This window comes from Nocardia sp. NPDC041819 (genome assembly GCF_055590505.1).
Genome location: NZ_JBVJAP010000004.1, coordinates 396,557 through 414,319, shown reverse-complemented (window position 1 = coordinate 414,319; position 17,763 = coordinate 396,557). Strand labels below are relative to the sequence as shown.

Here is a 17,763-nt window from a genome sequence, read left to right as displayed (position 1 = left end):
CTACCGGAACCGGGCCAGGCAGGCGCTCTCGCCGTCCAGGACGCCGGTGCGGAAAGCTTCCAGCCGCTGGTAGCCGCTCGGCACGACCTTGCCGTTCACATCGGCGGCCGCCGCGCCGTCGGCGAGCAGGCCGGAGACCGCTTCGTCCAGATCGCCCGCGGACAGGTGCGGATCGCTGCCCGGCCGGCTCAGCATGGTGGTCACCACGCCGCTGAGGCAGGCGGTGCGCAGACCGGCCGTCTCCGCGCCGGTCAGCGACAGCTTGCGATCCTGTTGCACCGCGAGCACATACCGCGACACGAAGACGACGAACGCGTTGTAGTCGCCGTCCACCACCGCCGACAGCGGGTCGTCGCCCGCCATCGGTCCGCCGCGCTGGGCCAGTGCGGGGACGTCCGTGCCGATCCGGTTGGCGGCAGGGCAATACGACACCGGCCGGGTGACGGTGACGTCCGAGCAGCCGCGACCGACGCCGGAGTAGTCGAATTGCGGCGGCCGCGTCACCGGGAAGATCTCGGTCAGCGCCTGGCCGAGACTGCTCAGCGCGGCGGCATCCACCGGGAGCTGGGCCTGCTCCTCGCCGGGCTCGAAGGTGGTGGGCAGATCGCCGCGGCGCTGCGCGATCTCCTTCCTGGAGATCTTCTTGCATCCGTCGGCGCCGTCGGTGTAGCCGATCTGCACCGCGGTCACCCGCTCGAAGGCCGAGCCGTGCACGTTCTCCGGATCGTTCGGGTCCCGGTCGCGCACGGCCACCGTGGCGCCGAGCACGGCGTTGAGGCCGTCGGTGGTGTTGAGCGCGAAGTGCGCCGAATTCCCCTCGGCCACGTGGCGCAGGAAGACACCGGCGAGGCAATCGGCCTGCTGTTCCTGCACGAGCGGCGGGGTCAGCAAACCCGCCAGCTTCGCCTGCCCTTGGATGGCGTGCCCGTACTCGTGGGCCAGCACCATCACCACCGCCATCTCACCGTACTTCTGCACCAGTTTCGGCAGCAGGACGCCCCGATCCCAGCCGATGGTGTGGTCGCCGCCGCAATAGGCGGCGTTAACCACCTGGTAAGTGTCGGACTTGCAGAACTCGACCGCCTTGACCTTCGGCGCCTTGGCGTCCCAGGAGATGTACTTGGTCACCGGCTCGAATGTGCCGGGGAAGTGCTCGGGGTACTCGGTGGCCCAGAAGTCCTGAACGTCGGCGATGGCATTGAGGGCGAGCTTGTCCATGGTGCCGCCGTCGCCGTTCACCGCCGTGAGCGGCGCGTCCGCCACGCCCTTGCGCGGGCCGTTCGGGCCGGAAGCCGTCATGGATCCGGCCAGCTCCCAGGTGTCGGTCGGCGGCGAGACATGCTGCGCCGCATAATCGTTCGTTCCCGCTGCGCAACCGGCGAGCACGGCGGTCACCACCGCGAGCACGGCCACCGCGCCGAAGCGCGTGTTCTTCGTCATCGAACTCGCCTCCCCGAGTACCGCGTCTCGGGCCCGCCGAGCGCTCACATCGTAATCGCTGCGAACCGGCTTCGCGCATCATCGCGGCCACGATTGTCACCGGCTTCGCAAGGCGCGCAACGTCTTCGCGCAGGTGAGTGCGAACTCCCGGTCAGTGCAGGCGGATGCGAGAGACCAGCGCTCGATGATCCGAGCCGGGGATGGAGAGCGTCCGCAACTCCTCGGCGGTGGCGTCGGCCAGGAGGATGTGATCGATGCCGATCACCGGGCCCCAGACGCGGTCCCCGGGAAAGGTGGGCAGCAGGCCCGCGCCGGTCTGGTCGGCGGCCGAGGCGAAGCGGCCGCGCAAGAGGTCACGATAGGCAGCGTGGTCGCGAGTCGCGTTGAAGTCGGCGCCCACGATGGCGGGACCTCGGTGCGCGTCGAGGATTTCGCGGGTTCTGCGCATTTCCGCTTGCCACGCCGGGAAATCGAACGGCGGCGGGACGGGATGGAACGCGAAGACGGTGATCGGCCCACGCTCGGGATGATCCATCGTCGCGGAGACATTGTTGAGGATGTAGCCGTCGTACTTTCTGTTGTCCCGCAGCGGGTATCGGCCGTAGATGCCGGTGCCGCCACCGCCGTCGCGGGTGGGCTCGGTGTAGTGATAGGGCAATTCGCCGAGCAGACCGGCGTCCGCCAGCCGCTCGACCGCGGCACCGGTCAGTTCGTCGACCGTCAGCACGTCGACGTGGTTGTCCCGCACCGCGCGCACCACTGCGGCCGGATCGGCGCCGCCGAACAGCAGATTCGACTGCATGACGGTGAGCTGCGGACCGTTCGCGGCCCGCCCTTCCGGTACGAACGCGGGCACCAGCGTCCACAGCACGGCCGCCGCCAGCACCCCGGCGACGGCCGCACTGCGCCACCCGCGCGCGATCAGCAGCAGCACCACACCCACGATGGCGCCGATCATCAGGTACGTCGCCCCCGACGCGAGCAGCACCAGCCCGCGCCGCTGCCACGCGCCGAAATGCAGCACGAGTCCGACGGCGCCCGCGGCGACAGCGCACCACCCCACACCGAGCAATGCCCGGCCCATCCATTCACGCATGTGGTCGAGCCTAGGCAAGATCCGCGAAGACGCGATGGAGCGCAGGTGTGCGTTCTGTGTGGTCCGAGCGGATTCCGGCCCGGCTACACTGGCTCAGCACCGTCGGCGACGTGACGAGGTCGAGGATGTACGTCGAGGAATTTCCCGCGCAGGGGCCGCTCACGGCCGAGATCGCCCAAGAGCTGGCCTGGAATCCGGGTGTCTGCCGTTCGTCCATCACGGTCAGCGGTAACGGGCGCAGCGTGCACGCGCCCGTCCTGCCGGTGGCCTGGGACGTCCTGCGGATCGACTCCGGCACCATGGTCACCGTCACGGCCGCGAACGGGCTCGGTGACGAGGACCGGTTGGCGATCCGCCAGTTCGTCGACCGATTCCAGTCCTTGACCGGTGCTGCGAGCACCCGACCGCGAGGCGGACTCGCCCACAGGCAACGATGAGCCGAAATGCGACCGGGCGAGCGAGCTTACGGCCACGAACCCGGACCGGTGGGCGGCGCGCAGCGGTTCGACGGCGTCAGCGGGCGGGCCGACTCATCGACTCGATGAGTACAGCGGTGTCCGTTGTGAGCGAACCGCCCGCGAATTGCAGGGTGGCAAACGATCTTTCGGCCGCTTCCGGATGCCCGGCACCGCACGCGTCGGTGACGACGATCGGCAGATAACCCAGATCGAGGCTGTGCCGGACGGTCGGCTCGATGCCGACCTCCATGGCGATGCCCGCCACGGCGTAGGTGTCGATGCCGCAGTCGCGCAGCGCGAAATCCAGCGGGGTCGCCGCGAACGCCGACATGGTGATCTTGTCGAACACCACCTCGTCCGGCCCGGGCGTCAGCTCGGGTACCAGCTGGAACTGCGCGGAGCCCTGCGGGAAGCTGGAGCGCAGCTCGGCGGGGTCGTCCACGCGCTGCCAGGACATGGCGGTGCGCAACTGGGCGACGCCCGAGGCGGCGACCGGCAGCGACATGTGCCGGGTGTAGAAGACGCGGAAACCGCCCGCCCGCGCGGCGTCGCGCAGTCGCACGCAGGCGCGCACGATCTTCTCGCCCTCCGGGATCTGCCGCACGATGCCGATCTGCATGTCGTAGATGAGCAGCGCCATCCGCGCGGGATCGCAGGCCTCGGGTACGGTCCCCGGGATGCTCAGGCCGAAGGCGTGTCGCATGCTCACGCGGTCCGGTCGTAGGGCTCGGCGACGTCGACGGCCGGGTCCATCAGCGCCTCCAGCGGCAACGGCGCCTGCACCGGCACGAAGGTCCACTCCAGGTACCCGGCCTTGGTCAGCGGGAAGTCCGCGACGTACTTGCGCGCCTCCTCGACGCTGTCGACCTCGAAGACGATGACCACGCCGGGCTCGTCGGCGCGGGCGTAGTTCTCCCGGACGATGCCCGCCTTCCACAGCCGCCACACGTTGGCGACCTCCTCGGGCAGATAGGGGTTGATCGTCTCCAGTGTGACGCCGGGCTTGAATCGGTCGAAAACGATGACCTTCATAGAATTTCACTCCATGTCCGTGATGGTTCCGCTGAACGGCATCCATGGAATCGCGATGATTACAGTGTTACAAGAACGCACTTTTCAGTGAGTACCCGGAGGACACGTGCCCGACAAGCGCTACCACTGCGCCGTGGAGGTGACCGTCGACCTGATCGGCGGCAAGTGGAAGCCGGTGATCCTCGCCCACCTGAAGGAGGGCGTGCACCGCTACGGCGAGCTGCGCAGGCGGATGCCGACGACCAGCGAGAAGATGCTGGTCCAGCAGTTGCGAGAACTGGAATCCGACGGCCTGGTCCGGCGTACCGTCTTCGACACGGTGCCGCCGCAGGTCGAATACACCCTCACCGACGAAGGCCACACTCTCGTGCCTGTCCTCACCGCGCTCTACGACTGGGGCGAACAACGCGCGGCCCGCACCGGCCTCACCCTCGGTTCGTGACACCGGACGAGTGAGAGCCCGCGCGGTACGCGCTTACGCGCCGCCGAAGACTCGTTCGACGACGGCTTTGGCGCGCCGGGTGACGCGCATGTAGTGATCGAGGAATTCGCTGCCGTCGTCGTTGGGCCACCCCGCGACGCGTGCGACGGCGGATAAAAGGCGGCCGGGCCCCGGAAGCTGATCGGTCGGCTTGCCGCGCACCAGCACCAAGGCGTTGCGTGCGTTGGTGGCGGTCAGCCACGCGTCGCGCAGCAGCGCCACGTCCTGCTCGTCCAGCAGGCCGGTCTGCTCGATCACGTCCAGCGCTTCCAGCGTGGAGGTGTTGTGCAGACCTGGCACCTCGTGGGCATGCCGCAGCTGCACGAGCTGGACCGTCCACTCGATGTCGGCCAGCCCCCCGCGCCCCAGTTTGGTGTGCGTGGCCGGATCGGCGCCGCGGGGCAGCCGCTCGGCGTCCACCCTGGCCTTGATCCGCCGGATCTCGCGCACCGCCTCGGCCGACACACCGCCCGCCGGGTACCGCACCTTGTCGATGACGTGCAGGAATCGCACCCCGAGTTCCTCGTCACCGGCCACCTGGTTGGCGCGCAGCAGCGCCTGCACCTCCCAGGGCTGCGCCCACTGCTCGTAGTACGCGGCGTAGGCGGCCAACGTGCGCACCAGCGCGCCGCTGCGCCCCTCCGGACGCAACCCGGCGTCCACGTGCAGCGGCGGGTCGGTGCTCGGCGCCCCGAGCAGCTGCTGCACCCGGTCGGCCACCCCGATCGCCCATTTGACGGCCTTGGTCTCGTCCTCCCCCGGCCTCGGGTCGCAGACGAACAGCACGTCCGCGTCCGAGCCGTAGCCGAGTTCCATGCCGCCGAGCCTGCCCATGCCGATCACCGCGATGTCGGCGGGCGCGGGCGCACCCCGCTCCGCCTCACTCGCCCGGATCACCGCGAGCAATGACGCATCGAGCACCGCGACCCACACCGACGACAACGCCCGGCACACCTGCGGCACTTCGAGCATGCCGAGCAGATCGGCCGACGCCACCCGCGCGAGTTCGTGCCTGCGCAGCGAACGCGCAGCGGCTACCGCGCGTTTCGGATCGTCGTAGCGCGCGGCGGCGGTGAGGATGCCGCGAGCCACCTCCTCGGGCTGCGGGCCCAGCAGCAGCGGACCACCGGGCCCGTCGGCGTACATCCGGATCGTCTCGGGCGCGTTGATCAGCAGATCCGGCAGATACTCCGAGGAGCCGAGCACGATCATGAGCCGCTGCGCGATCGCGCCCTCGTCGCGTAGTTCGCGCAGGAACCAGATCTGATCGGCCAGCCCCTCCGACACGCGGCGGTAGGCCAGCAGGCCCGCATCGGGATTCGGCGTGTCGCCGAGCCATTCGAGCAGCGTCGGCAACAACAGGGCTTGGATGCGGCCTTTGCGGGACACGCCGCCGGTCAAGGCCTTGAGGTGGCCGAGGGCGTGTTCGGGCGCCGCGTAGCCGAGCGCGGCCAGCTGCCGGATGGCGGCCTCGGGGCTCAGGCGCAGCGCATCGGAGTCCAGTCGCGCCACCGATTCCAGCAGCGGCCGGTAGAACAGCTTGGCGTGTAATCGCCGAACGCGCACCGCGTTCCGGCGGATCTCGCTGTCCAGCACGCCCACCGCGTCCTGCCTGCCGTCGGGCCGGATGTGCGCGGCGCGGGCCAGCCAGCGCATGCCCTCCTCGTCGTCGGCGGCGGGCAGCGTATGGGTGCGACGCAGCCGCTGGAGTTGCAGCCGGTGTTCCAGCAGCCGCAGGAATTCGTAGGACGCGGTGAGATTGGCCGCGTCGTCGCGGCCGACGTATCCGCCCGCGGCCAGCGCGCCGAGCGCCTCGACGGTGCCCTGCACGTGCAGTGTCTCGTCCACCCGCCCGTGCACCAATTGCAGTAGCTGCACGGCGAACTCGACGTCCCGGAGGCTGCCGCGCCCGAGCTTGAGTTCGCGTTCGCGCAGATCGGCGGGCACCAGATCTTCCACGCGGCGGCGCATCGCCTGGACGTCGGCGACGAAATCGGGGCGTTCCGACGCCGACCACACCATCGGCATCAGCGCGGCGCGGTACTGCTCGCCGAGCGCGAGATCACCCGTCGCCGAACGGTTCTTCAACAGCGCCTGGAACTCCCAGGTGCGGGCCCACCGCTTGTAGTAGGCGATGTGCGAATCCAGCGTTCGCACCAGGGCACCGGCTTTGCCCTCCGGCCGCAGCGCCGCGTCGACCTCGAAGAACGCCTGGCTCGCGACGCTCATCATCTCCGCGGCCAAGCGCGTGGCGGTGGCGTCGGCGGGCTCGGCGACGAACACCACGTCGACGTCGCTGACATAGTTCAGCTCGCGCGCGCCGCACTTGCCCATCGCGATCACGCCCAACCGCACCGGCACCGGCTCGTCCTTGCAGACTCGCGCCACCGCGACCGCCAGCGCCGCGGTCAGGGCGGCATCGGCCAGGTCGGTGAGGTGACGGCCCACCACCTGGTAGGGCAGCACGGGCTCGTTCTCCACCGTTGCCGCCAGATCCGACGCGGCCAGCAGCATCAACTGGTCGCGGTACCGCTTGCGCAACGACGCCACCACGTCGGGTCCCGAGAGCCCGGCGCGAAACAGCAGCTCGCCCGTCTCCCGACCGCCACCCCCGATCGAGTCGCGCTGCGACGCTGCCTCGGTTGCGCGGGGTCCTTGCGCGGGCTCGGCCTCGACCACCGCGAGCAGGTCGGCGATCAGTTCGTCGCGGTCGGGTAACTCCTTGCGGCGCAAGACCTCCCATGCCGACGGCGCCGCCACCAGATGATCGCCCAGCGCGCTGGACGAGCCGAGCAGCGCGAACAGCCTGCCCCGCAGGGAGCTATCGGTGCGGATCGCCGCATCGATGGCGTCCCAGCCGTCGGCGATGCTTTCGCGCAACCGCATCAGCGTGCTCAACGCGAGGTCGGCGTCCGGCGCGCGGGACAGTGCCCACAGCACGGGAATGCTCTCGACGTTGTCCCAGCCCAATTCGCGCAGCGACGCGGCGGCGGACGGCTCGAGCAATCCGAGCCGGCCGACACCGGGGACGGCGGAGCGCGCAGACGGGGGCCGGACCATGGTTCTCAAATTACATGGCCGCGACCGGGGGCACGCCGCCCCCGGACATCGCCCGGATCACAACCCCAGGTATTCCTTGAGCTCGAACGGCGTGACCTGGCTGCGGTAATCCGCCCACTCCCGGCGCTTGTTGCGCAGGAAGAAGTCGAACACGTGCTCGCCGAGGGTCTCGGCGACCAGTTCGGAGCGCTCCATCGCCTGCAGCGCCTCGTCCAGCGTGCCGGGCAGCTCGCGGAAGCCCATCGCGCGCCGCTCCGCGACGGTCAACGCGAACACGTCGTCCTCCGCTTCCGGCGGCAGCGTGTAGCCCTTCTCGATGCCCCGCAAACCGGCCGCGAGCAGTACGGCGAAGGTCAGGTAGGGGTTGCATGCGGAATCAGGGCTGCGAATCTCCACACGGCGCGAGGACGACTTGTTCGGCGTGTACATCGGCACGCGCACCAGCGCGGAGCGGTTGGACCGGCCCCACGAGGCCGCGGTGGGGGCCTCGCCGCCGTGGATGAGACGCTTGTAGGAATTCACCCACTGGTTGGTGACCGCGCTGATCTCCGAGGCGTGCTCGAGGATGCCCGCGATGAACGCGCGCGCCGTCTCCGACAGGTTCTGCGGATCGTCGGGGTCGTGGAAGGCGTTGGTCTCGCCCTCGAACAGGCTCATGTGCGTGTGCATCGCCGAGCCGGGGTACTGGGCGAACGGCTTGGGCATGAAAGTGGCGCGCACGCCCTCGTCGATGGCCACTTCCTTGATCAGGTAGCGGAAGGTCATCACGTTGTCGGCCATCGACAGCGCGTCGGCGTAGCGCAGGTCGATCTCCTGCTGGCCGGGAGCGCCCTCGTGGTGGCTGAACTCCACGGAGATGCCCATGGACTCCAGCGCGTCGATGGCGTGGCGGCGGAAGTTCGGTGCCGAATCGTGCACGGCCTGGTCGAAGAAGCCACCGCTGTCGGCGGGCACCGGCGCGCCCCCGTGCGGACCGTTCTCCAGCAGGAAGAACTCGATCTCGGGGTGCACGTAGCAGCTGAAGCCGACATCGCCCGCCTTGTTCAGCTGGCGGCGCAGCACGTGGCGCGGGTCGGCCCAGGACGGCGAGCCGTCGGGCATGGTGATGTCGCAGAACATGCGCGCGGAGTGCTGGTGGCCTTTGCTGGTGGCCCACGGCAGCACCTGGAAGGTCGACGGATCGGGCCGGGCGACCATGTCGGCCTCGGAGACCCGGGCGAAGCCCTCGATGGCCGAGCCGTCGAAGCCGATACCCTCTTCGAACGCGCCTTCCAGTTCGGCGGGCGCGATCGCGACGGACTTCAGGTAACCCAAGACGTCGGTGAACCAGAGACGTACGAAGCGGATGTCCCGCTCTTCGAGCGTCCGCAGCACGAATTCCTTCTGGCGATCCATGCCCGCGAGCGTAAGCATCCGGCGTTAAATCTGTGTTACATACACGCTTAAGATTGCTGACCTGGACGTTTTCGGAAGACTCCGCACAGCCGGATCGTCCCTTTTGTGAGTTTTCCGGACCGGGCCGGCCGATGTCACCGACCAGCAACCGCGCCCGCCCGGCTCAGCAGGTGAGACCGGGAGCGGGTTCGGTCAGGTCGACCAGATAGGCGATGACCGCGTCGTCCACGCACGGCACGCCGCCGGCCAGCGCCACCGTGTGCCGGTTGCCCTGGTAGGTGATCAGCGCGGCGCCCAGCTGCCCGGCCAGGTCGACTCCGGCCTGGTACGGCGTCGCCGGATCCTCGGTCGTCGAGACCACCACCGTCTTCGGCAGCCCGGGCACGGAGATGCGGTGCGGTTCACTCGTGTTCGGCACCGGCCAGGCGGTGCACAACTCCAGCGGCGCGGCACCGGTGGCGTGGCCGTCGTCCAGGAACGGCGCGGCCTTACGGTATTGCGCGTCCTGGCGTCCGGTCACCTCGCGATCGGTGACGCGCGGATCGTCCACGCAGCGAATCGCGTTGAACGCGTCGGTGGTGTTGGCGTAGCTGCCGTCGTCGCGGCGGCCGTCGTAGAGGTCGGCCAGCGCCAGCAACGTATCGCCGCGCCCGTCGCGCAACTCCGACAGCCCCAGCGTGAGCACCTTCCACAACTCGTCGGTGTAGAGCGCCTGGCGCACGCCGGTGAGCGCGTCACCGTAGGTCAGCCCGCGCGGATCGGTGGTCTGCGCGGGCTTGTCCCACAGCGGGTTCACCAACGCGCGGAACCGCGGCACCGCCTGCACCGGATCGGCCCCCAGCGGACAGTCCGGCCGCTGCGCGCAGTCCGCGGCGTAGGCGTCGAACACCTTCTGGAAGCCCGCCGCCTGCCGCAGCGACTCCTGCACCGGGTCCTGAGAGGAGTCGATGGCGCCGTCCAGCACCATCGCGCGCACCCGGTCGGGGAACTTCTCCGCGTAGGCCGAACCGATCTTGGTGCCGTAGGAGTACCCCACGTAGGTCAGCTTCGCGTCACCCAGCGCGGCGCGCATGACGTCGAGGTCCTGGACGACCTCGCGGGTGCCGACATGGGCGAGGAAGTCCTTTCCGGTGCGTTCGGCGCAACGGTCGGCGTACCGGCGGTTGTCGGCCTCCGCGTCGGCGATACCGGACGGGGTGTAGTCCTCCTCCGGCTCGGCGCGCTCGGCGTCCTGCTCCTGCGGCGTCTGGCAGACGATCACGGGTGTGGAGGAGCCGACACCACGCGGGTCGAAACCGACCCGGTCGAAGCGCTCGGCCAACTCCGTCTTGTTACCCAGCGACGACAGGCCGAGGCCGGACTCCCCCGGCCCGCCCGGGTTCATCACCAGCGAACCCACCCGCCGCCCGGTCGCCCGGATCCGGGAGACCGCGATCTGCGCGGTCGGCCCGTCGGGCGCCGCGTAGTCCACCGGCACGGTGACCCGCGCGCACTCGGTGCTCGGCGGGAGCCGGTCGTCGGGTCCGCCGAATCCGGCGCAGTCGCCCCACTGCACCGTCTGCCCGTAGAACTTCTCCAGGCCGCTGGGCGGCGCGGTCGTCGGCTGCCCCGATTCGGTGCGGGTGACGGCGCACCCCGACATCAGGACAGCGACCGAGGCCAGCACCGCCACCGGGAACGCACCGCGTCCACTTCGCACCGTCGACATGCTGTCGATATTGCCATCGAGTCACCGCAGGCACCGCCCCGGGCGAACCAACGAGCGCTGTGACCAATTGCACCGGTCATCGGCCTTAATCCGCCTCGGTGGCGAGTGGCACACTGAATCTCGTCAGACAATCCCGGGGACCCGGACGGGCCCCGAGGCGACACAGACGAAAGGGACGATGATGTCCGTATCCGATTCGGAAACCCCTGCCTACGGTGCGGTGCCCGGCAAGACCCAGAAGGTCGTGCGCAAGACCCGGGTGCACCACTTGCAGCAGATGAAAGCCGACGGCGAACGCTGGGCGATGCTGACCGCCTACGACTATTCCTCGGCGCGGCTGTTCGAAGAAGCAGGCATTCCCGTGCTGCTGGTGGGCGACTCCGCGGCCAATGTCGTGTACGGCTACGACACCACCGTGCCGATCACCGTGGACGAACTCATCCCGCTGGTGCGCGGCGTGGTGCGCGGCGCGCCGCACGCCCTGGTGGTGGCCGACCTGCCGTTCGGCACCTACGAGTCCTCCCCGCAGCAGGCGCTGGCCACCGCGACTCGGTTCATGAAGGAGGGCGGGGCGCACGCGGTGAAGCTGGAAGGCGGCGAGCGCGTCGCCGAGCAGATCGCGCTCATCACCGCGGCGGGCATCCCGGTCATGGCGCACATCGGCTTCACCCCGCAGAGCGTGAACACGCTGGGTGGATTCCGGGTGCAGGGCCGCGGCGACGGCGCCGAGCAACTGATCGCCGACGCCATCGCGGTCCAGGAGGCGGGCGCGTTCTCCGTGGTCATGGAGATGGTCCCGGCCGAGCTGGCGGGGCAGGTCACCCGCAAGCTGACCATTCCCACCGTCGGCATCGGCGCGGGCGCCGACACCGACGCGCAGGTGCTGGTCTGGCAGGACATGGCCGGCTACACCAGCGGCAAGACCGCGAAATTCGTCAAGCGCTTCGGCAATGTCGGTGACGAATTGCGCGCCGCCGCGGCGGCCTACGCCGACGAAGTGCGCCGGGGCAGCTTCCCCGGGCCGGAACACAGCTTCTGACCGGCGATTCCCCGGCGAGCACCGGCCGGGCAGCGCACGCACCCCGCACGCTGCTCGGCCAACCGCTGGAACCCCTTGTGAGCTGGGCGCGCGCCATGCTGCGCGCCCACGGCATCGAGGTCACCGGCGTCCCGGTGGAGACCAAGCGGCGAGCATGGTCGCTACTCGCCCGTATCCCCACCGATGCCGGTCCGATGTGGGTGAAGGCCAACGCGCGCGCCTTCGCCCACGAGGGACCACTGTTGCGTGTGCTGGCCCGCCTGCGTCCCGGCAGCGTGCTGGAACCGCTCGCGGTGCACCAGGGCAACGGCTGGCTGCTCAGCCCGGACGGCGGCGCCACCGCCGACGGCTTCGACGCAGGATGGCCCGCTTCGATCCGCCACTATGCCGATCTCCAGCACTCGCTCACCAGGCACGTGGACGACCTGCGCGCCACCGGCACACCCTACTTGCCGCCGGGCGAATTGATCAGCGTCTACCGCCATTTCGAGCCGCGCGTGCCGGGGCTCGGCGGCGCCATCGAAGCGGCCGCCACCGTTCTGACCGAGTCCGGCCTGCTCGGCCTCGAGCACAACGATCTGCATCCGGGCAACATCTTCGCGCGTGGTGCGGCGGCCGGCCTGCTCTTCGACTGGGGCGACGCCGTGATCACCCATCCGTTCCTGTCCCACCGCGTGCTGCACAGTCCCTATCGCGCGGAGTATTTCGCCCGCTGGCGACAGGTGAGGGACGTCTCCGAGGACGAGATCGCCGCGGCCGACCGCCTGGCTCCGCTGGTCGCCCTGCATCCGTGGCGGACCGTGGAAAGCGCCGAGCCGGCCTTCGATCGGGTACGCCAGGATCTGCTCGACGAGCTGCGCGCGCACTTCCACTGACCTATTCCCACCGAAAACGGCCGGTTCGGGCCGGTCGCCGAAATCAATGGCAGACTCGATGCCGACGTAACCGACAGGACCAGAGGTACCCATGCCGTACAGCCGTTGGATTTCACGCAGCACCCTGCTGGTGGCGGGCGTATTCGCCGCCGGGGCGTTGACCGCTTGCGGCAGCGACTCGGACCCGGCCCCCACCGGCAGCTCGAGTTCGACCACGGTGTCGGCCACCGGCGCGCCGGGCACGACCTCCGGCCGCGTCACGCCGACGGCCCCGGAGATCTCCGACGCGGCCGCGGCGCAGCTGTGCGACATGATCCGGCCGGAGCTGTCCAACTGGCGAATCCAGGGCGGCACCCTGGGCAAGATCGGGCTGAACGCCCTGGTGCACGAGTGGGCGCTGCGCAACGGCGGCATCAACAGCGCGGTGCTGGCCGACAAGCCGATCGTCGACCGCCTCACCACCAAGAGTTGCCCGGACGTGCGTCAGCAGGCCGTGGAGGCACTCGGCATCCCGGATCTGGCCTCCGGTCTGGCGTTCTGAGCCGGGCGGTCGGATGCGCACCCGCTATCCCGCGATCGAGCCGTACGACTCCGGCATGCTGGCGGTCGGCGACGGCCAGTCGATGTACTGGGAAGTCAGCGGCAACCCTGAGGGCAAGCCGGTGGTGTTCCTGCACGGCGGCCCCGGCGGCGGGACCGCGCCCTTCCATCGGCAGTTCTTCGATCCGGCCGCCTATCGGATCGTGCTGTTCGACCAGCGCGGGTGCGGCCGATCCACCCCGCACCTGGCCGACGGCGCGAGTCTGGAGTACAACACCACCGGCCATCTGATCTCCGATATCGAGGCGTTGCGCGAACATCTCGGCATCGATCGCTGGCAGGTGTTCGGCGGCTCGTGGGGGTCCACGCTCGCGCTGGCCTACGCGCAGCGGCATCCCGACCGCGTCACCGAAATGGTGCTGCGCGGGATCTTCCTGTTGCGGCGCAAGGAAATCGACTGGTACTACAACGGCGCCGCCGGCTACGTCTATCCGGACGAGTGGGAGAAGTTCCTCGCGCCGGTGCCCGAGGACGAACGCGACGGAGACCTGGTCGAGGTCTACCACCGCCTGCTGCACGCACCCGACGAGCAGCTCGCCCGCACGGCCGCGATCGCCTGGTCCAGCTGGGAGGGAGCGACGAGTTCGCTGCTGCCGCACCCGGATCGGGTGGCCGAGACCTCCGATCCCCGATTCGCCCTCGCGTTCGCGCGCATCGAGAACCATTACTTCCGCAACGGCGGATTCCTCGACGAGGGCCAGCTGCTGCGCGATATCGGCGCCATCACCCACATTCCCGCGGTGATCGTGCAAGGCCGTCACGACATCGTCTGCCCGGCGGTCAGCGCGTGGGATCTGCATCGCGCCTGGCCCGGCTCGGTCCTGCACATCGTCGACGACGCCGGGCACGCGGCGAGCGAACCCGGCATCACCCACCACCTGATCGAAGCGACCGACCGATTCGCGGAAGCAGGGGTCCGACCGGTGGTCACGGCCGGGAACGCACTGGTCGCCGCATTGCGCGAGGACATCGACCGGCTCTTGGCCGCCGAGCCAGAGGTCCGCGCCGACGCACCGGATTCGGTCCATCAGATGCGGGTGGCCACCCGCAGGCTGCGCAGCGTGTTGCGGTCCTACGGCCGACTGCTCACGAAGAAACCCGCCGCCGCGATGGGCGCGGAACTCAAGTGGCTGGCCGGATTGCTCGGCGCGGCGCGAGACGCGGAGGTGCGCGCCGATCGGTTCGCCGAACTGCTCACCGAGCATGCCGAGCAGGCCGGCCTCGACGCCGTCACCGAGCGTCTGGTCGACACCGAGCGCGATCGCTATCGTGCGGCGCACGACGAGGTGCTGGCCGCGCTGGACGGCGCGCGCTACCGCGAGCTGCGCGACGAACTGTCCGGGTGGCGCACCGATCCGCCGCTGCGCCACTCCCGCGCCGCCGCGTCCGCGACGGACGTCTTCGGAGAGGTGCTGCGGCGCGACCTCGACCGGGTGCAGTCCCTGGTCCGCGCCGAGGCCACCGTCGACCCGCTGCACCGGGTGGAGTTGCTGCACGATATCCGCAAGAGCGCCAAGCGGCTGCGGTATGCGTGCGAGGCGGCGGAGCAGGTGATCGGGGACGAGGCCGCCGAGCGCGGCAGCCGCGCGAAGAAGCTCCAGACCGTGCTCGGCGATCACCGGGACGCGGTGGAGTCGCACGAGACGATCCTGCACCGCGCGGCCGAGGCCGCCGCCGCGGGCGAGGATGCCGGTCTCTACGAGATTCTCGCGGCCGCGGAGGACGCGGCGGCAGGTCGCGAGCTGAGCCGCTACCCGGCCACCGCCGCCACGCTGTTCGGGTGAGTCGCACTCGCGACGCACGAAGCCGGTCGCGGCAAGCCCTGAACCGAACACCGCTTCGGTGGCCGGGCTCGACGAGCGGGGCCTCCCGGTCGGTGCCATAGTCGGCTCAGCCGTGCCCGCTCCTCAGTGCGGCGCGGCAACTCTCGGCCGTACCCGTTCACGCCGGGTACTCGAACGACACTTTCCGCTCCACCGGGTCGGCCGACAGCAGCCGCACCCGCACCGTCTCGCCTTCCGGCGGTTTCCCCACACACGGCCCGAGCACCGGCGGGTCGGCGACGAAGACCACGGCGGGCCGGTTGCCGTTGGCCTCGCGCACCACAACGGCGTCGAACTCCGCGCCGGTCCGCGGCGCCAGCAGGCTCGACTCGGTCAGGTCGATACAGGCCCGTTCGATCTTGCCCGCGGCGTTGTCGCTGCGCCGCATGGCGTCGGCAGCGCCCGCCAGCCCCTCGCGCACCCAGCGCGGCACCTCGGTTCCCGCGCACCTGGCCAGGCAGATCTCGGTCGTGAACCGGTCCGACAACCGCCGCAGCGGGGCGGTGACATGCGCGTAGGGGGCGCCGATCGCACTGTGCCGCAAATTTTCCGGCGCGGGCGGCTGCCCAGACACCCCGTCGACGACGGTGTAGGAAGCGCCGCGCAGCAGGGTTGTCGCCTCGGACATGAGTACCAGCGCCGCGGGCGTGCCGGTATCCAGCCCGGCCAGCATCCGCCCGACCGATTCGCCGTCGGACCACGCCACGCCCAGCGCCTGCGCGGTGCGGCGCATCGAATCGATCGCGGATTCCGACGGTGGCGGCATGGTGCGCAGCAGCGCGACCCGCTCCCTGGCGGGCGCGTCCGCGTCCAGCATGATCCGCGCCGCGCACATGCCCGTCAGCAGCGAGACCTGCTCGTTCCAGTCGTCGGCGGCGGTGCGCGGTTCCACCACCAGCCGCCAGTGCCCGTCGGCGCGCTCGTCCTCGACCACGGCTTGCGCGGGCAACCGCAGCCCGATCGCGCCGCGCGCCAGCCCCGCCTCGATGCGCCGCGTGCCGAATTCCGGCAGGGCCGCGATGGAGGGGTGCAGCCGACCGGCCTGGGCGTCGGCCTGCACGCGGAAGTAGTCGAACCGGGCCCGCGAGCGCACCAGGGCACGGACCACCGAGAACCGCACCGGTTCGGCCTGCTCGTCGAGTTCGATGGTCCACAGCGCGGCCGGGCGCGTCCGCTCGGGAAGCAGGCTCGCGGAGCCTTCCGACAAGGCGGGCGGGTGCAGCGGCACGGTGCCGTCGGGAAGATAGAAGGTCTGTCCCCTGGCGCCGGACTCTTCGGCCAGCGCGCCGTCGGGGGCGATCACGGCGCCTACATCGGCGATGGCGTAATGCACGATGAAGCCGCCGGAGGTGCGTTCGATGTGCAGGGCCTGATCCAGATCCATGGCCCCGGGCGGGTCGATCGTCACGAACGGGATGTCCGTGCGATCGACCCGGATGCCCGCGAACGCGTCCACCGCGTCGCGGGCTTCCGTGCTGGCCTCGGCAGGGTACGCCGAGGCCAGGCCGAACTCGGAACGTATGGCGCCGAAATCGACCGGCGCCGACACGATCCGCGGGTGGAGTTCCACGCTGAGGCGCCGGTCCTACTGGAGCGCCAGCATGGTGCCGTTCAACTGATCGAACGGACCGTAGACGGTGAAGGTGACCCGGCCACCGGGCACCGAGGACGAGACCCCGGCCGCGGCGTCCAGCGCCTCGCCGAAGGAGGCGGCAGACGGATGCGGCAACCCGGCGAGAGCCAGGCCGACGTGATTCTGGTGCACCCACACCGTGTCGGCGGGACTCAGGTCGACCTGAACTCCACCTTGCAGCGGGGTCACCGCGACGGCGCTTGCGGAACCCGCACCCAGCACCGCGAAAACCGAAGCGGCGCCTGCGACCAATGCGCCTGCGACCATGGAGCGAACTACTCGCATATGTGTTGAGACCTGCTTTCCCGCGATCGAAGTATGAATGGCCCGATGCTGCCCTGCGCCGGGCCTTGCCAACGGCGACTACTTTATGACGTCGATCACGATCAGGGCCAGTTCCGCACGAATCGGACAGCGGAAATTCTCGCCCCGAGACACCAGCGCGCCCGCGCTGCTAACGTGGCCCGCCGTGACGGGCGTCGGGTTCGCCCGCGCCTTCGAAATGTCCCGCACGTCGACAATTTGGGAGCTCCATACCTATGTCATCGATTTTGTTCGACTACCTGTTGCCTCTGCTCGGCCCGGAGCAGGCCGCCTATTGGGCGCAGGTTTTCGTGATCAACCCGATCTGACCGCGCGATTCTTTTCTCCCACTACTCGTCGCCTCCCGTTCACCTGACGGGAGGCGACGGTGGTTACAGGCCGCTAGCATGCCGCTGCGTGACCAGAACTACCGCCGCGCTCGCGGCCAGAACCACGGCCGCGCTCGCGGCAGGCGCCACCCTCCTCGCCCTGCTCCTCACCGGTTGCGGGGACGACAAGACCAACGATGCCGGCTCGCAGGCCACCACCACGGCGACGCAGGCCACCGCGCAGGTCGACAGCGTGAAGGCGGGCGCGTTCCTCGTCAGCTTCCGCGGCGCGTTCCCCAAGCTGTCCGAAGGAAAGGACGACGCGAAGATCGCGAGCATCCTGACCGAGACATGCGGGGACCTCAAAGCCGGTAAATCGGAGAACGACGTCGTCGCGAATATCACCAAGCGCGCGGGCGGTGCCACCCAGCCCAGCTCCGAAGAGGCCAAGGCGATCTATCAAATGGCCAAGCTCATGTGCTGACCCTGCT

The 17,763-nt window shown here is 69.8% G+C and carries 16 protein-coding genes and 1 pseudogene; 8 read left to right on the top strand and 9 right to left on the bottom strand.

The features are described 5' to 3' along the window. Together ACZ6DL_RS16555 and ACZ6DL_RS16550 are read right to left on the bottom strand one after the other, a co-directional pair. A complete protein-coding gene (locus tag ACZ6DL_RS16555) occupies positions 1-1,440 on the bottom strand; it encodes a neutral zinc metallopeptidase (protein ID WP_466051875.1) in 1,440 nt (479 codons plus the stop codon). 151 nt (positions 1,441-1,591) lie between these two features. Further along, positions 1,592-2,536: an endonuclease/exonuclease/phosphatase family protein gene (locus ACZ6DL_RS16550; RefSeq protein ID WP_466051873.1), complete on the bottom strand. Its 945-nt coding sequence runs from the start codon at positions 2,534-2,536 to the stop codon at positions 1,592-1,594. Between the two features lie 110 nt (positions 2,537-2,646). On the opposite strand from ACZ6DL_RS16550, the gene ACZ6DL_RS16545 reads away from it, so the two are divergent. Then, positions 2,647-2,973, top strand: a complete 327-nt coding sequence (locus tag ACZ6DL_RS16545; RefSeq protein WP_466051871.1) for a hypothetical protein — start codon at positions 2,647-2,649, stop codon at positions 2,971-2,973. Positions 2,974-3,049: 76 nt separating this feature from the next. On the opposite strand, the gene ACZ6DL_RS16540 is transcribed toward ACZ6DL_RS16545, so the two are convergent. Both ACZ6DL_RS16540 and ACZ6DL_RS16535 read right to left on the bottom strand, forming a co-directional pair. Continuing rightward, positions 3,050-3,697: a cysteine hydrolase family protein gene (locus ACZ6DL_RS16540; RefSeq protein ID WP_466052005.1), complete on the bottom strand. Its 648-nt coding sequence runs from the start codon at positions 3,695-3,697 to the stop codon at positions 3,050-3,052. A 2-nt stretch (positions 3,698-3,699) separates the two neighbouring features. Continuing rightward, positions 3,700-4,026, bottom strand: coding sequence for a YciI family protein (locus ACZ6DL_RS16535; RefSeq protein WP_040865768.1), 327 nt, complete (start codon positions 4,024-4,026; stop codon positions 3,700-3,702). A gap of 106 nt (positions 4,027-4,132) precedes the next feature. Between ACZ6DL_RS16535 and ACZ6DL_RS16530 the strand changes: the two genes are divergently transcribed. Next, the gene (locus ACZ6DL_RS16530; protein ID WP_040865767.1) at positions 4,133-4,468 is read left to right on the top strand and encodes a winged helix-turn-helix transcriptional regulator; all 336 of its coding nucleotides are present in this window, start codon (positions 4,133-4,135) and stop codon (positions 4,466-4,468) included. Between the two features lie 33 nt (positions 4,469-4,501). Here the strand turns inward: ACZ6DL_RS16530 and ACZ6DL_RS16525 are convergent, their stop codons facing one another. The 3 genes from ACZ6DL_RS16525 to ACZ6DL_RS16515 all read right to left on the bottom strand — a co-directional run bounded on the left by ACZ6DL_RS16525 (position 4,502) and on the right by ACZ6DL_RS16515 (position 10,670). Further along, on the bottom strand, positions 4,502-7,567 hold the full coding sequence (locus tag ACZ6DL_RS16525) for a bifunctional [glutamine synthetase] adenylyltransferase/[glutamine synthetase]-adenylyl-L-tyrosine phosphorylase (RefSeq protein ID WP_466051869.1): 3,066 nt from the start codon (positions 7,565-7,567) through the stop codon (positions 4,502-4,504). Between the two features lie 57 nt (positions 7,568-7,624). Beyond that, entirely contained in the window at positions 7,625-8,962 is a 1,338-nt protein-coding gene (locus tag ACZ6DL_RS16520; protein WP_393239489.1) for a glutamine synthetase family protein, read from the bottom strand. 163 nt (positions 8,963-9,125) lie between these two features. Continuing rightward, the gene (locus tag ACZ6DL_RS16515; RefSeq protein WP_466051866.1) at positions 9,126-10,670 is read right to left on the bottom strand and encodes an alpha/beta hydrolase; all 1,545 of its coding nucleotides are present in this window, start codon (positions 10,668-10,670) and stop codon (positions 9,126-9,128) included. 181 nt (positions 10,671-10,851) lie between these two features. On the opposite strand from ACZ6DL_RS16515, the gene panB reads away from it, so the two are divergent. The 5 genes and pseudogenes from panB (at position 10,852) to ACZ6DL_RS16490 (ending at position 14,968) form a co-directional block, all read left to right on the top strand. Beyond that, entirely contained in the window at positions 10,852-11,709 is an 858-nt protein-coding gene (panB, locus tag ACZ6DL_RS16510) for a 3-methyl-2-oxobutanoate hydroxymethyltransferase (protein WP_466051864.1), read from the top strand. Between the two features lie 77 nt (positions 11,710-11,786). Then, positions 11,787-12,584: a hypothetical protein gene (locus ACZ6DL_RS16505; protein WP_466051862.1), complete on the top strand. Its 798-nt coding sequence runs from the start codon at positions 11,787-11,789 to the stop codon at positions 12,582-12,584. A 91-nt stretch (positions 12,585-12,675) separates the two neighbouring features. Then, the gene (locus tag ACZ6DL_RS16500) at positions 12,676-13,125 is read left to right on the top strand and encodes a hypothetical protein (protein ID WP_466051860.1); all 450 of its coding nucleotides are present in this window, start codon (positions 12,676-12,678) and stop codon (positions 13,123-13,125) included. A gap of 13 nt (positions 13,126-13,138) precedes the next feature. After that, a pseudogene (gene pip, locus ACZ6DL_RS16495) lies at positions 13,139-14,092 on the top strand (prolyl aminopeptidase); the annotation flags it as partial. A 15-nt stretch (positions 14,093-14,107) separates the two neighbouring features. Continuing rightward, positions 14,108-14,968 (top strand): CHAD domain-containing protein, encoded by an 861-nt coding sequence (locus tag ACZ6DL_RS16490; RefSeq protein WP_466052004.1) that lies wholly within the window; start codon positions 14,108-14,110, stop codon positions 14,966-14,968. Positions 14,969-15,125: 157 nt separating this feature from the next. Here the strand turns inward: ACZ6DL_RS16490 and ACZ6DL_RS16485 are convergent, their stop codons facing one another. Together ACZ6DL_RS16485 and ACZ6DL_RS16480 are read right to left on the bottom strand one after the other, a co-directional pair. Then, complete coding sequence (locus tag ACZ6DL_RS16485) at positions 15,126-16,577, bottom strand: RNB domain-containing ribonuclease (RefSeq protein WP_466051858.1); 1,452 nt, start codon at positions 16,575-16,577, stop codon at positions 15,126-15,128. Positions 16,578-16,592: 15 nt separating this feature from the next. After that, positions 16,593-16,907 (bottom strand): hypothetical protein, encoded by a 315-nt coding sequence (locus ACZ6DL_RS16480; protein WP_245660131.1) that lies wholly within the window; start codon positions 16,905-16,907, stop codon positions 16,593-16,595. 453 nt (positions 16,908-17,360) lie between these two features. Here ACZ6DL_RS16480 and ACZ6DL_RS16475 point away from each other — a divergent pair, with 453 nt between their 5' ends. Next, positions 17,361-17,756: a hypothetical protein gene (locus ACZ6DL_RS16475; protein ID WP_466051855.1), complete on the top strand. Its 396-nt coding sequence runs from the start codon at positions 17,361-17,363 to the stop codon at positions 17,754-17,756. Positions 17,757-17,763: the final 7 nt, after the last annotated feature.

Bases quoted from the DNA above. Each gene is read 5' to 3' on its own strand.
- ACZ6DL_RS16480 (WP_245660131.1), bottom strand. From the start codon at position 16,907: ATGGTCGCAGGCGCATTGGTCGCAGGCGCCGCTTCGGTTTTCGCGGTG.
- ACZ6DL_RS16535 (WP_040865768.1), bottom strand. From the start codon at position 4,026: ATGAAGGTCATCGTTTTCGACCGATTCAAGCCCGGCGTCACACTGGAG.
- ACZ6DL_RS16500 (WP_466051860.1), top strand. From the start codon at position 12,676: ATGCCGTACAGCCGTTGGATTTCACGCAGCACCCTGCTGGTGGCGGGC.
- panB (WP_466051864.1), top strand. From the start codon at position 10,852: ATGTCCGTATCCGATTCGGAAACCCCTGCCTACGGTGCGGTGCCCGGC.
- ACZ6DL_RS16555 (WP_466051875.1), bottom strand. From the start codon at position 1,440: ATGACGAAGAACACGCGCTTCGGCGCGGTGGCCGTGCTCGCGGTGGTG.
- ACZ6DL_RS16520 (WP_393239489.1), bottom strand. From the start codon at position 8,962: ATGGATCGCCAGAAGGAATTCGTGCTGCGGACGCTCGAAGAGCGGGAC.
- ACZ6DL_RS16540 (WP_466052005.1), bottom strand. From the start codon at position 3,697: ATGCGACACGCCTTCGGCCTGAGCATCCCGGGGACCGTACCCGAGGCC.
- ACZ6DL_RS16515 (WP_466051866.1), bottom strand. From the start codon at position 10,670: ATGTCGACGGTGCGAAGTGGACGCGGTGCGTTCCCGGTGGCGGTGCTG.
- ACZ6DL_RS16550 (WP_466051873.1), bottom strand. From the start codon at position 2,536: ATGCGTGAATGGATGGGCCGGGCATTGCTCGGTGTGGGGTGGTGCGCT.
- ACZ6DL_RS16525 (WP_466051869.1), bottom strand. From the start codon at position 7,567: ATGGTCCGGCCCCCGTCTGCGCGCTCCGCCGTCCCCGGTGTCGGCCGG.